Source organism: Cyclobacterium roseum (assembly GCF_010119225.1).
GTDB classification, from domain to species: domain Bacteria; phylum Bacteroidota; class Bacteroidia; order Cytophagales; family Cyclobacteriaceae; genus Cyclobacterium; species Cyclobacterium roseum.
This window is the reverse complement of record NZ_WNKF01000006.1, coordinates 179,265-193,927: the sequence shown is the minus strand read 5'-3', so window position 1 is coordinate 193,927 and position 14,663 is coordinate 179,265. Positions and strand designations below refer to the sequence as shown.

The window sequence follows — 14,663 nt, the reverse complement described above, 5'->3', positions numbered from 1 at the left end:
TTATTTGGCGGCGAATTTTACCAATTCGTCCAGTCCTATCAGGTCCAGTGTTTTTTCGTGAGTGGCCTCTAATAAAACCTTGGGAGCAACATTGTCATGGTAGGCCTGGATCCATCGTGTCAGACACAGGCACCACTTGTCACCGGGGTGTAAGCCCGGAAAATCGTATGCTGGCCTGGGAGTCGTCAAATCGTTGCCTACTGAGCGGCTATATTCCAAAAATTCTTTGGTCATGATCGCACAGACGGTATGGGTACCTGTGTCATCTGGACCGGTGAGACAATATCCATCTCGGTAGAACCCTGTTTTGGGTGAGAAACAGCAAGGTTTAAGGGCTAGTCCAAATACGTTCTTTACCATAGTGGAGGCAGTTAAATAAAAAAAAACCATAGATGGTAACACCTATGGTTTTGTATTCAATGTAACATTTACTGTTAGAAATTAGCTTAGCTTAAATCGGATCGGAAGTCTCATTTTTACTCTAACGGGACGTCCACGCTGTCTTCCTGGTTCCCAGGCTGGCGCATTTCGAACCACTCTCATGGCCTCTTCATCGCAGCCTCCGCCGATTCCCCTCAGGATGCCAACATCCTGGATGGAACCATCCGTATTCACTACGAAAACAACATACACGGTACCTTCGATTCCCATCCTTCTGGCTTGAGTTGGGTATTTCAGGTTATTAGAAAGGTATTTATTCCATCCTTCCATTCCTCCCGGAGGAGTAGGCATGTTTTCCACTACATCGAAGATTTCCTCCGCTTTTTCCTCAACGGGTGCTTCTGAGATCTCAACCTCTTTAATAACGGTTTCTTCCTGAACATCCACATCGAAGTTTACTTCGATTTTTTCTTCAATCTCCACCTCATCGGGGATTTCCTTAATCTCAGGCTGCTCTACTGGTGGCGGTGGTGGTGGTGGTTGCTCCGTGATCGGAATATCTAATAATTCTTCAAAGTCGTCATCGATCGATCCTAAATCCTTGAGCAGGCCATCATTATAAGACTTGTACTCAAAAGCGAATAGAACCAGACCAACACTGACCATCAACCCAAGGTTCAGGAACATTCCTGTTTTCTTGGTTAGATCAGCTTTTGGTGTTTTTTTGGCTTCCATGGTATAATTCCTTTTTTAATTTTATTGATTCTGTTTGTTCATTCCAAGTAACAATCATAACAAATTATTTTTATTTATACAAGAGTGCTACCCTTCTTATTCATATAAACAAAAATAACTGTACCAATAGTTCCTCCCAATATATTGGTGGTAATATCCAGGTAGTCAAAAGATCTGCCCGGAACCAGTACTTGCAAGTACTCTGTGAAGATAGCAAGAAAAATCCATAAAACTAAGTAATTAGTAAAATTTTTTGATTTTTCCCGCTCTTCGGGTTTGAGACGTTGGCGAATAACCCTACTCCAGAGAAATGCCATTCCGAAGAACATTCCAAAATGGATTAATTTATCCGAACCATAAAAGCGGGGAAGCTCCGGAACGTTGCTGCCGGGACTAAACAGGGCATAAGCCATGCCTATTGACCATCCGAATGCGAGCAATTTTCTAAGATTCAAGGTTTCGCCTTTATTGCCCGATCAGCGATTCGTACTCCTCTGGTGAAAGTAAGGCCAGGTCCGCATCATCGTCTAATTCGATTTTGATCATCCAGCCTTTGTCATAGGGATCATCATTGACTAATTCCGGAGAATCTTCTAATTCCTCATTTAATTCCAGGATTTTGCCACTAACGGGCATAAATAAGTCGGAAACCGTTTTTACGGCCTCTACAGAGCCAAAAATCGCTCCTGCATCCAGGCTTTCCCCTACGGTGTCCACCTCTACAAAGACGATGTCTCCTAATTCCTTTTGAGCAAAATCGGTGATGCCTATTATGGCTGTCTTACCTTCTATTCGGACCCATTCGTGGTCTTTGGTATACTGTAAATTTTTTGGAAAATTCATTGGCTAGTTGTTAACGGTTCAAAAATACAATGTTTCTTATCAGGACAAAATTATTGGCTTAAATTAAATGTCAATTGTCCTCCAAATGAGGTAGAGCTTCTCCTGAAAGCGGTAGATACTTTCGGATCATTGATGGTTCGGTCAAAATAAAACTGAATATTCAGTTTTTGATTGACGACATAGCCCACACTGGGCCGCATCTGAACGTTCAGGTTTCCGTTCGTTAGCGTGTTTTCTCCTTCGATTTTCCGCTGTACGGTATTCGTATCCACGATTCGGGTAGAAATACGTATGGTCAGGTCATTATTAAGCACCTCTTGTCTCCCTTGAATCTTGAAGGGTACTTTTACTCCGGCTTTGGTGTACCCCAGGTCAAATCGAAAGTCCTGGCTGTTTTGTTCCGTTACCTGGGCATTGGAAAAATTTAATCCAATGTTTCTTTGGGTATTGTATTCAAAGCTAATATTCATCCGGTCTTTGGTCAGTAAGTCTACGCCGATCAGGGGACCAAATTCCTCGGAAATGGAAACATCGTTCAAAATCATAATGGGAATATACGATCCAAATTCATCCGTCATGCTAGGCATGGGCAGTTGTTGCAGGGTGTTGTACAATTCCAATCCTTCCTGGTAAATCAGGGCATTGGAAAAATTACTAACGTTATAGGTAGAGGTATAATTATGCGTTAGATTAATGGAGGAAAAGTATTCGCTTAAGGCGGGTAAGCGGGCCAGTCCCCGGTATTCTAACCGCCAATTTGGCAGGGGGAATTTGGGGAATGGATTCAGTGAAATAGAAGAGGCTTCTTGACCCGAATAAGCAGCTAAGAAGGCGGGGATTAATACATTTTGCCCGTTGATGTTATAGGCACCACCCGGATTTTCTGTTTCCAGTCTGGACTGGATAATGGTACGGCTATTTTCAAAGTTCGTGAAAAGGGGCGAAACATTTTGCGTGTCCTGGCCATTGAATACTGTTTTCAGGATATTGTAACTGATGCTGTAGGAGCCTATTCTGTTGGGATTGATGGAAGTAAAATCTTCCGCTCCCGGTCCGGATCTGCGAAATATTTCGCTATAATCCCCATTTTCCCGTTTTCGGAAGTCTACGGTGATCCGAAAGTCCGTTAAGGGCTCTATCAGTGAGCTGACCTGTAAGTTTATAGATTGGTTTTGACGAAACGCTTGGGTAAGCGAGCTGCTGGCAGCCAAAACGCCCCGATTGGCCAGTTCGTAGCGAATGTCACTGTTTTGGCTGCCCATTAAAAAGCCCAGACCCGGATTTAGAAAACTACGGTCCATGCCAAGTAAGCCGGTGTTTGGAAGGTAGCCGGGTAGGAAGGTACCTTCGGTGATCTGGTACCTGAAATTCACCTCTTTTATCATCATCAGAAATTTCAGGGCATCAGCCACAATACCTTCGGTAGAGGGTTCCTCGTCCTCTTCCTCGTCATCGGCGGCGGCAGGTACAGGAGTGCTGCTGGGTATGCTGGGCCGTTTTGGCGCATTCAGGGCATTGAGTCGCTTGTTTTTATTATAGAGTTGTACCAGATCCAACTTGCCCGAAATCGAACGGTCCCGGGAATTTTGAATGACATTACCCAGGGTGTCTTTTTGCCCAATGGCTCCGGTAAGCCAGCTATAGGTAGCTTCGTACCTCAAGTCGGCACTGATCCAGTCTGTCAGCGGCGATTTTTCCAGCGGGACGCTGTAGTTTACTACGGCTTGCTGGTTGTAGTTAGTGGTCCTGCCCAGTCTTCTGATATTGTTTCTCAGTGAATCCAGTTTTCCCTCCGTATCCAGGTCTCCTTCAGGTTCGTCTACTACGGCACTCACGCTGGAACTCACATCTACCGAGAGGCTTTCTGTGAGGTCCCAATTCACGCTATAAAAGCGGTTAATGTAAAAACTTTTCTGAAATAAAGGATCGACTCCGGCCGTACTGAGTTGGTCGTTCCGGTTTTGCGTGCGCATAAACCTTCTGTCCACGTCGATTCTTGCCGAAACCTGGCTGGGGGAAAAATTGATATTGAAATCGCGGATCAACTGCAAGTGGTCGTTTCGCAAAAAGCCCATTTTTTGAAAGGGAGTGACCACCAGCGGATCCGGCTGGTAATTATAGGCAATACTTCCCCGGTAGGTTTCGAAATTATAACTTTCCAATTGGGTATTGCTCTGCCTTACAGAGCCGTAAGCATAGGAGAAGGAGAAGTTTTCCAGGTCATAGAGCCGGTTGGTTTCTTTTTCAGGGTCCCTGATTTTGCGCACATTATTCAGACTAAAATTATTTCGTTTGGACTGGTCCAAAACCAGGTTTCGGTAGGCCTCCCGCTCTGAATCCGATCGGAATTTCTGCAAGGCTATTTCGAAAGGAACGTCTGGATTTAAGGGGTCAAACTCCGGTTTCGTGGTGGAGTTTTCGAGACTTACATATAGCGGGATGCTGAATCCCAGTCCTTCCGGTAAAATTTTATCCACACTTACATTGGCCGAAATGTCGTATTGGGTGGTGGATTCACGCGCTCTTTCTGATAGTCTGGTTTCCAATCCCCCAAAGCCGAAGGTATTGTGCCTTATGGAGGAAGAAATCGTAGCCACATCCGCAATTTGAGCATTTAATCGGGCATTGGCGGCCCAGCCGGAGGATTTATTGAAATCAGTGGCCCGCAATTCATTCGCCCAGACACATACGGATTTGCTGGCTCCTCCGGTATTCCCGGGGTTGCGGATACCAATCATCATTCCCTGTATGAAATTCAATTCCGGCCGGCCCACAACGGTGATCCGGTATTGCCTCACCTGAACGGAATAGGGGAGGTTCTGAGGCCGTTGGTTGTTGTCTCTTTCCGCTTTCACCCCTACAATTTCATCGATCGCTACATCAATTTCATTTTCCAATGGCCAGATTTGCCGGGGATCTCGTGTGCCGGGAGGTGTGATGTTCAGGGGCACCTCGATTTCGTAATAATTGTCGGTGTAGTCCGTACCGATACGCAAGAAGGCTGTCAACTCGCCATCGTTGGCATCCTGACTATCGGCATGCAAGAACATTTTAAGCCTGCCGTATTGGACCAGGTCCTGGCTGGCATTCTTAAATACGGCCCTTGAGTCTCTGCTTTGAAGGTTTTCCACACAAAGCCGCAGCGATTGCTCGTTCAGCTGCCGCTCGATGGTGGAGGTATTGTCGCGATCTCTGAATATGCCGGGAGGCAATACATAAGGACTTTGGTTTTCGCCTCCTTGCCCGTTTTCTTCAATATTTACGACGCCGACGGTTAAGTTGGAATTGTCTGGCTCAGGTATTTCGGAAAATCCTTTTTCAAAAAGGGATTCCTGAAAAATCCGCCACTGACTACCCACCAGCCGGAAATGCCCCATTCTCAAAACGACGGGCTGTCGGAAGTCAGTAAGGTACGTTCTTATAAACCGGATCGACTTAAATCCGGATATATTTCCCACCGATGCGTCCGGCTGCCGGATCGGTATCCTGAACAAATACCAGTCGACCTCTTCTCCGTTTTCTACGTGTGTTACCCGGTCAACGATATTGTTCTCGCCTACCTCAAGTTCCCCGGGTCTAAGATCTACTTCGTATTCGTAATAGCTCTCTACCTCATTTAAAGTATTATCGTTATTCAGATCTTCATTGTCCGGCACGTTCGAACCGGAAGGCGTATAGGGCAGGTTGGTATTGGAAGTGATGGGGGTATTCCCTTCCAAGCCGTTAAACCGCTTGTATCGTTCCAGGATTTTAACATCGTTTTGGTCAAATTCACTGTCCAGGTAATACTGAAAATCATCAGCAGCAGGATCTTCCCTGATCCGCTCCAGGGATTGGGGCGTCACGTTTAGCCGGTTTAAAAACCTATCCTGATAAAATTCGACCTCCTCTTCGCTGCTCAATCCATTTAAGCCTACGTCCTGATTCTCCCGGGCCTCCGGGGAATTGTCAAACGCCGGGGTGAGAAACTGCTGGTTGGTTACCCGCCCCCATTCATTGGTAGCGGTCCCTCCTGCTTCTCCATCAGCCGGAAGGCCGTTTTCGAATGCATGGCGGCCATCTAAGATTACGTCTTCGGATAATTCTCCCAGGTTAAAGACTAGTTTACCTCCAGTGGTGTTATTTTCATTGAAAATACCATCCAACACCCGTCCATTAGGTCCTGGAAGGAAGGGGTCCATTAGCCAGAATTCAATGTATTCGATATTGGTTCGGTCAAAGTCTACCTCTGAGGTAATGGCTCGTGTAACGCCCCCGTAATTTTCCCTCGGATTGGGAAGCAACCCGGAGGCATCCAGCGAGGGATTGAAATTATACATGCCTCGTTCGTGTGGAAAATAAGCCATTTCAAACAAGGGCTCCGGGGTGATCAGCACATCCCGGTTACGTCCCTTGAAAATTTCCTGGGGCAGTACCCTGCGTACATAATGGTTTCGCCGGTCATCATTGGTAATGTTTGGTGGGACTCCTCTTCCGGAGGGTCTGTAAAACACATTATCGATGGAATACCAGGCCAGCCGGGCCCGCTTGTACGCATTGCCCAGCCGATCCTCTGTCATGGGACTTTCATCGAATTGGTTGTCTTCGGTGACAGGGGTGGCGGCTAGTCTCCAGTTTTGCGGTGAAGACCCCAAATTGAACGGGATAATGGCGGTCTCAAAATCATCAATATAGGAGGCTCCTTCTCCATCCACCTGATTGGAAGTGCCCGGGATCAGGTGGGCAAATTCACCGCTAAACTGAATCAGGGAAGGTTCTTTGGTCTCGGTAAAGGGCAGGGCATCCGCCAGCTTGGTGAGGAATAAAGATTCTTCATTGTAGTTCACGTCCAATCCCCAGAGAGAGTTCCGAAGGGTTTCATTACCAGTAGCGATCCTTGAAATATTAGGTCGTTCGTTGAGGTAGAGGAAGGTACCACCGATGTTGAAATTTTCGTTGACCATGTAATCCAGGCGAGTACCCAGCAAACTCCGCGTCTGAAAGGAGACCAAATCAGCCTTTTCAAAACTGACGCTGATTCGTTTGCCCGATTGTAAAATGCCCTCGTTGATAATGACCACCCGGCCGATATTGTAATCAACCGTGTAGTCCACGCCTTCCGTAAGGGGTATGTTGCCGGCAGTTACCAGAACAGACCCCTCACTGATATTGAGGCCGGGTAGCATGATTTCGGACGCTGATCCAGAGGTAAAGCTTCCTTTCAGGAAATATTTATTCAGACGGGTCACCAGCTCGGCATCCGCCTGGGTAGTTTGATATAAGGTGTCGTAGACAAATTTATCTATCAAATTAACCTCTGAGGGCAAAAAGTAGTCCTCAAGGGTCTCCCCGAAGGGTTCCAACACTGGAAAGATTACCAGCCCCTGTTCGGGTCGTATGGTCAGGCCTTGTACAAAGTCAAAATTGCCGTCCGGCTGCGGGTCATTTTGCGGATTGAGGTTATCCAGTTTCAGAAGGCGAATGAGCGGGATGTCTTTGACATTTTCCCCTTCAAGCAGACTGGGGTTGTCCAGGCCTGTACGGTCATCCCGGTAAATAACCTGAAGCTGAAAGCCGTCTTTCTGAATTTGATTGGCATTCAGATTGTAAATGTTTTTCATCATCAGATCCCAGGTAGGGATCCGGGTATTGATCCGCGCCGGGCGGAGCATTTTCAGGAAGATGACATCGTCTTCCGATCTGTTTTGATAATCTTCTGATAGTTCTCCTACCTTATAGCTTTGACCGTTATAGGTGTATTCGTAAGATACGGCAATGACTTCATCATTCTGGAGTTTTCGGGACAAACTGAAATAGCCTAACTGCCGGTGAAAAGTATATTCGTTTTCGGCCAATTTACGAGCACCATTGATTTGCTCAAATTCCACGCCTCTTTCCAGTCCCAAATCAGAACTGATGGCCGTGGCAGCGGTCTCGAAATCCCGGTAAGCGGTATTGTTTCTTAGGGTATTGTACAGTTCGTTGGCGTTGTTGGCGGCGGGAGATTGGGGGTTTCCCTGACCGATACCGGGGTTTTCCGGGTTATAAATTCGCTGTCCTTCTCCCAGGTCCATAAAGGCGGCGAAGTTTCGCAGGGTTTGGGTGTTATTGGCCCGGTTCATAATATAGACCTCTACCCGGGTGATCTGTACTCCTGACAACACCTGAGGGAGCCCTCTTAACCAGTTTTCATAGTTGTTTCTAAAAAAATGGCCCAGAAAAAAGTGGCGGTTTTCATCGTATGCAGAGGCGCGGACTTCAAAGGGCCTGCCTTGATTTCCTCCTTCGATAACAATTTCATCCCTTCGTCCCCGCTGTGTGGAGGCGACGGTTGTCATAAAAAGTTTACCAAACTGCATCTGGGTTTTTACACCAAAGAGGTTTTGGGCACCCTGAATGAGGCTGTTTTGGATCGGCATGCTGACGTTTCCAATTTCTATGGTTTTCAGAATGTCCTCGTCGAAGCCGGCATATTCCACCTTTAGCTGGTTTTCGAAATCAAAGGAATTATTGCTGTCAAAATTGGCTCCAATCCGTACTTTTTCCCCCAACATGCCGTTGACGCTCATTTGTATTTGTTGATTGAAGTTGAATCCACCATTGCGCTGTTGCCTGATCGGAATGGATGGGTTATCAATTCTTCGGAAGATGCCACCAAAATCCAGGTTTACATTTCCTGTAGGCACAATGGTAATTTCACTTCCACCAAAAATCCGGTCAAAAGTAGGACTCATGGTAATGGGCGGAATGAGGCCCCGTCCCCCAACTGCACTCTCGCCGTCAAGCCCTCTGGAGCGGTTTCGCCAATATTCCTGGCGGATGCGCAATTCCTGCATCCGCGAATAATCCTCAAAGTCCAATGAATAGCCCGGATCCAGAGAACCGGAATCCAGATCCTGATAGATCCTGTAATTTACCGCCGTATCTACTTCCACCTCAATCCGTTGGTTTTGATTAGGCGATAGTATAAAAGGAGATTTATTTCGTAAAAATGGATTCTGATAGGGGTAAAGCGGCTGGGTATCGAGATCGTCCCAAAGCAGGTAAGAAGGTAATTCTTTTCGCTTGTTTAAGGTGTCCATCTTGGTAGGAATGGTATCGGAAGCCGGTTCCTGATAGGCATTTGCTACGGAATACGACATACTCAACACCAGACTAAACACTCCCGGAAGTAGAATGCTGTACCGATGAAATGACTTTATTCTCCAAAAAATATTTGAGAAACTAAAGGCCAATGTTGCTTGGTTATGATGACGACTTTAAAGATGCTTTAATTAATGCTTCCAACGAAACATCTGGGCCACTTTTTTTCAAAACAGTCTGGATATTTTTCTCCGCCTGCGCCTTGGTAAAACCAAGAGTAATCAAGGCTTGTAACGCTTCCTGTTTTAATTTATTGCTGCTTTGAATAAAGCCAGGGATTGTACCATCGCCAGTCGAAATTCCTTCTTTCTTAATTTTATCCTTTAGTTCCAAAACGATACGCTGGGCAGTTTTTGCACCGATCCCTTTTACCCGCTGAATGGTGGCGTGATCGTTCTGTAAAATGGCCTGCTCCAGCTCTTCCACGCTCAGTGAGGAAAGGATCATCAAACCGGTATTCGGGCCTACGCCGTTAATGGAGATCAGTTCTAAAAACGCCTTTTTTTCCGAAGGCTCTTTGAACCCATACAAGGTATGACCGTCTTCTTTGATATGTTGATAGGTATGCAGGTAGGTTTGTTCTTCTTCCTTTACCTTTCCGTAAGTAGTAAGTGAAATTTTAACCTCGTACCCTATCCCTTGTATATCAATGATCACATAGGTCGGATCCTTGTAGGTAAGCTTTCCTTTTAAATAAGCGATCATGGTGACTCGATACTTTGGGCATCCACTACAGCAATGGCTACCATGTTGACAATTTCCCGAACCGAACTACCAAGTTGGAGTACATGCACGGATTTATTCATTCCTAACAGAATAGGTCCTATGGCTTCGGCATTTCCTATTTCTGACACCAGTTTGTAGGCAATATTCCCGGAAGCAAGGTCGGGGAAGATCAGCGTGTTCGCTTTATTGTTGATCAATGCACTGAAAGGGTAATTTTCTTTTTGGATATTTTCATCCAGGGCCACGTTGGCTTGCATTTCGCCTTCAATAATGAGTTCCGGAAAGCGGTCTTTAGCTTTTTGGGTGGCCAGAGCGGTTTTCGTAGGTACGGTTCCTTTTGCAGATCCGAAATTGGAAAACGAAAGGATGGCCACTTTGGGATCAATATCAAAAAACCGCACGCCGTTGGCCGTGAGTCCGATGATCTCCACCAGTTCATCAGCCGTAGGATTTTCATTGACCGTGGTGTCGGCAAAGAAAAAGGGCCCTTTGTCCGAGTTAATGATGTACATACCGGCTACGCGGTCCACTCCTTTTTTTACCCCAATAATTTGTAGTGAGGGCAATACGGTTCGTGGATAATCTTTGGTAAGTCCTGAAATTAGTGCATCTCCCTCGCCCACTTCTACCATCATGGCCCCGAAGTAATTCCGGTCTTTCATGAGTTTTCGTGCCTCATAGGGAGTCAGCCCTTTACGTTTTCGCTTGTCGTAAAGAATTTCACCAAAACGCCTGATCGTTGCTTTTTCTTCGTTGGGATCAATAACTTTTACCGATTCCAGATCCAGTGAGTTGATCCTGATCAGTTTTTTTATTTTTTGGCGGTTACCCAGCAGAATGGGCTCTCCGATACCTTCATCCCGGATTAACTGGGCAGCTTTCAGGATTTTGGGATTGTCTGCCTCGGCAAAAACGACACGTTTGGGCTCTTTCTTTGCCCGGGCAATGACACGGGACATCAACCGCTGGTCTATTCCTATTCGCTCCTGCAGGTCCAATTCATAGGCTTCCCAATCCTGAATATGGGTTTTAGCCACTCCGGAAGCCATGGCAGCCTTGGCTACTGCCGGGGCTATAGTGGTAATCAGCCGGGGATCCAACGGTTTGGGGATCAGATAGGTTTTTCCAAAGGCCAATTTGGTTTCACCGTAAGCTTTGTTGACAATATCGGGTACCGGTTCCTTTGCCAGATTGGCAATCGCGTAAGCTGCCGCCAACTTCATTTCTTCGTTGATACCCGTGGCACGCACGTCCAGTGCTCCTCTGAAAATATAGGGAAACCCGATGACATTATTGACCTGGTTGGGATAGTCCGATCGGCCGGTTGCCATGATGATGTCTTTTCGAGCCGCCATGGCTTCTTCATAGCTGATTTCGGGGGTGGGATTGGCCAGCGCAAATACAATTGGATTGGCAGCCATGGACTGAACTTGTTCCTGGCTGATAATATTACCCGCAGAGAGGCCCAAAAATACATCAGCCCCTTTCATGGCATCGGTGATGTGGTGAATATCTTTGTCAGTGGCAAACATTTGATGAATCTCATTCAGCCCGGGTCTGTCCCGCCGGATGACCCCTTCGATGTCACACATGATGAGGTTTTCCAGCTTTACCCCAAGTCCCACGTAGAACCGGGCACAGGATACCGCTGCTGCTCCTGCACCGCTGACGACAAGTTTAATGTCTTCTATGCGTTTGCCGATCATTCCCAGGGCATTTAGGAGAGCGGCTCCGGATATAATGGCCGTTCCATGCTGGTCATCGTGCATGACCGGGATTTTCATCAATTCTTTCAGTCTCTTTTCGATGATAAAACACTCCGGAGCCTTGATGTCTTCCAGGTTAATTCCACCAAAAGTCGGCTCAAGCGAGCGAATAATCTGAATCAAACTGTCCGGATCGTTTTCATCAATTTCCAGATCAAAAACGTCTATTCCAGCGAATTTTTTAAACAATACCCCTTTTCCTTCCATGACGGGTTTGGAAGCTTCCGGACCGATATTTCCCAGTCCCAATACGGCAGTACCGTTTGAAATAACGGCCACAAGGTTGCCTTTGGCGGTGTACTTGTAGATGGAATCCGGGTCCTCCTGTATGGCTTTGCAGGGCTCGGCTACGCCCGGAGAGTAAGCGAGGGCCAGATCAAGCTGACTGGAAAGTGGCTTAGAAGGTATGACTTCTATTTTTCCAGGTTTTTTGAATTGATGGTAATTTAATGCATCCTCTTTTCTGATCTTCATTGATAGGCTGGGGAAAAATGGTACAAATTAGGACTTAGTTTTCTTCTTCCTCATTTTCAAATGAAGTGGCTTGTAAAATGGTTTCAATTTCCCGAAGAGAGGCTCTATGGGCTTCATTGGGGTAATAGACAAATCCTTCCATGTAGAATAGTTTGCCATTTTTGTCATCTACCACCGTGTACGACAAAAAGGACCCCCCCATGGATAAGTTGTTGGTCTTCCAGGAACCCCGCATCTCAATACTGAATTTACCATCAATCTGCGTGTTTTTGAAGACCGGAGGTACCTGCTTTTCGGTCACCAGATACGATTCTTTAATATCCGGGTCGCCAAATATACGTGTTTTGGTAATCTCATCGCGGAAGGAAATGATGTTTTCCGGAAAAACCTGCGACTCGTCGGTATAATCCGTTTCGTAGAAAAACAGGCTAATGTCCGGTTTATCCGGTCCGGGAGTAGGTTGTCGAAACCATAAAAACTTTTCTTCCTCCAGTACGAATTGGTAAGAAACGGGCAAATTCAGGGTTAAGTCAAATTTTTCCTGGGATTTGGTGCTTGCTGTCCCATTTTTTCGATTAAACAGCGCCCTGGCCAGTCCTTCTTTTTCCCTGTTGATGAAAAAATTCTGAAGTTGGGTTTTGTTAGCGCGTAAGTTTTGGACCAGTTCTTCTTCATTTTCTCCAAAGAGGTACATCACCTCCTGGCCTCTGGCAAATTCATCCTTATTTCGCAGCATGAATAGCGATGAATCTCCTCTGCTCATCTCCACGGATTCAGGCGTAAATTGATTATTGATAACCCTGCTCGCAGGACTGGAGTCATCGAAAGTGGTGACATATACCATGTTATTGGCCATCTTCAAGATCCGGGTTAGTGCTCGCGGATCCACTTTTCGTATGTAAAACATGGATTCAGAACGAATAATACCTGGAATATCAGCTTGAAAGATATCCTTTAATGCATCTCCCACTGGCCCCGCATATTTGGCAGAATCAATCACCAACAGGATTTCTCCAAGCGACCCCCGAGCTCTGGGTTTGTTGCTGGAGGAATCATTCTCACTACTTCCCTCACAAGAAGCGAGGGCAAAAGCTGCAAATAAGACGAAAATGTATAATCTGATATTTTTTTCCATAGGGTAGTTTTTTACCTAAGCCTAAATTAGGAATAATTGCCTATTGAAAAAAATAAAATTAAAAAATTAGTTTTAAAATTATCCAATAATCAATTTTTGACCCGGCTTGATTTGGTTTGTATTGAGGTTATTCAGCTTTTTAAGCTGCTCTATGGTTACTCCTTCCAGTCTCCTGGAGATTAACCATAAGGAATCACCGGGCTGAACGGTATACATTTTCCCGGCACGGGTTTCAGAAACCGCAGGTTGTTGGGAGGAAGCAATGCTTTTTTCAAAGGTGGGGTTATCCTGGTAGATGTGAATTACCTGGCCAATACGAATGGTATTGGAATACAGGTTATTCCATGACTTTAACTGGCTGACAGAAACACCATATTGTTGTGCAATTTTCCCTAAAACATCCCCCCTCTGCACCCGATAGGTAAGGTTATGGATTGGTTTTTCCGGTTCATCGGGTAGAGATGCCAGATACCGTTCCTTTTCTACCATCAGGGAATCGACCAGCCTGGGCTGGTTTTCGGTGATGTAGGCATGCATGTACTTGGGAACATTGATCGTCATGTTTTTCTTAAAATCAGGTACTTCTCCTCTGAGAAGGGAGGGATTTAAGTACTCCAGATCTTCCAGACATAGTTCGGTATGTTTGGCCAAATCCTTCAATGTAAATTCGGCACCCATACTTACTTTATCAAAGTCCATGGCATAAGCTGGCTCTTCTAAAATCAGGTTATGTTCTTCGGCGTGACGAAGTACGTACATGATGGCCTGAAATTGGGGGATATAGCTTCTTGTTTCGCGGGGTAAATAGCGATAAATACCCCAAAATGTCCTTTTTCCTCCGGATCTTCGGATGGCTTTGTTGACATTTCCCGGGCCACAGTTATAGGCTGCCAATGCCAGTTCCCAGTTGTTGAACCTTCGGTTCAGGGCTTTCAGATAACGCAGTGCGGCATCCGTGGATTTTTCCGGATCAAGGCGATCATCAACGTGGCTGTTGATGTATAATTGGAATTCTTTTCCTGTTGCAGGCATGAATTGCCACAATCCGCTGGCACCCATTCTCGATCGGGCACTGGGATTCAGCCCAGATTCGATGATCGCCAGGTATTTAATGTCTTCCGGCATCTGGTGCTTATCCAATGCCTCGTCAAACATCGGAAAATACATGTCCTGACGGGCTAAAACCATTCGGGTATAATCCCTGTTTCGAACGGTAAAGTAGTTTATAAAAGCAAAAATGGTCTCGTTAAGCTCAAATGGCATATCTGTTTCCATTTCCGAGACTCGCTTTTCCACTTCCTCATAGGTGAAGTCCGGAATGTATTCATAGTCATAATAAGGAGCTACCGTGGCCGTACTTGCTCCTTCTTCCGATAGACTTGCTACCTGATCCTGGGCAATTGCTGCGGGTAAAAACAAAATCCCGGCAAGCACGCCCCTCAACACGTTTTTTAAAAATCCTTCCCTCATATCCGTAATCA

The 14,663-nt window shown here is 46.0% G+C and carries 9 protein-coding genes; all 9 read right to left on the bottom strand.

What is annotated here, in order from left to right:
- The 9 genes from GJQ68_RS10840 to GJQ68_RS10800 all read right to left on the bottom strand — a co-directional run bounded on the left by GJQ68_RS10840 (position 1) and on the right by GJQ68_RS10800 (position 14,652).
- Positions 1-360, bottom strand: a complete 360-nt coding sequence (locus tag GJQ68_RS10840) for a DUF2237 family protein (RefSeq protein ID WP_162417300.1) — start codon at positions 358-360, stop codon at positions 1-3.
- 81 nt (positions 361-441) lie between these two features.
- Positions 442-1,116, bottom strand: coding sequence for an energy transducer TonB (locus GJQ68_RS10835; protein WP_162417299.1), 675 nt, complete (start codon positions 1,114-1,116; stop codon positions 442-444).
- A gap of 74 nt (positions 1,117-1,190) precedes the next feature.
- Positions 1,191-1,571, bottom strand: a complete 381-nt coding sequence (locus tag GJQ68_RS10830; protein ID WP_235941402.1) for a VanZ family protein — start codon at positions 1,569-1,571, stop codon at positions 1,191-1,193.
- Between the two features lie 10 nt (positions 1,572-1,581).
- Entirely contained in the window at positions 1,582-1,959 is a 378-nt protein-coding gene (gcvH, locus tag GJQ68_RS10825; protein ID WP_162417298.1) for a glycine cleavage system protein GcvH, read from the bottom strand.
- Between the two features lie 50 nt (positions 1,960-2,009).
- The gene (gene sov / locus GJQ68_RS10820; protein WP_162417297.1) at positions 2,010-9,080 is read right to left on the bottom strand and encodes a T9SS outer membrane translocon Sov/SprA; all 7,071 of its coding nucleotides are present in this window, start codon (positions 9,078-9,080) and stop codon (positions 2,010-2,012) included.
- A gap of 103 nt (positions 9,081-9,183) precedes the next feature.
- Complete coding sequence (ruvA, locus tag GJQ68_RS10815) at positions 9,184-9,786, bottom strand: Holliday junction branch migration protein RuvA (protein WP_162417296.1); 603 nt, start codon at positions 9,784-9,786, stop codon at positions 9,184-9,186.
- Positions 9,783-12,047 carry an NADP-dependent malic enzyme gene (locus GJQ68_RS10810; RefSeq protein ID WP_162417295.1) on the bottom strand — a complete coding sequence of 755 codons (2,265 nt, stop codon included), beginning with the start codon at positions 12,045-12,047 and terminating at the stop codon, positions 9,783-9,785. The genes ruvA and GJQ68_RS10810 overlap by 4 nt, the downstream gene beginning before the upstream one ends.
- Positions 12,048-12,081: 34 nt before the next feature.
- On the bottom strand, positions 12,082-13,182 hold the full coding sequence (locus GJQ68_RS10805; protein WP_162417294.1) for a DUF4837 family protein: 1,101 nt from the start codon (positions 13,180-13,182) through the stop codon (positions 12,082-12,084).
- A gap of 78 nt (positions 13,183-13,260) precedes the next feature.
- Positions 13,261-14,652 carry a lytic transglycosylase domain-containing protein gene (locus GJQ68_RS10800; RefSeq protein ID WP_162417293.1) on the bottom strand — a complete coding sequence of 464 codons (1,392 nt, stop codon included), beginning with the start codon at positions 14,650-14,652 and terminating at the stop codon, positions 13,261-13,263.
- Positions 14,653-14,663: the final 11 nt, after the last annotated feature.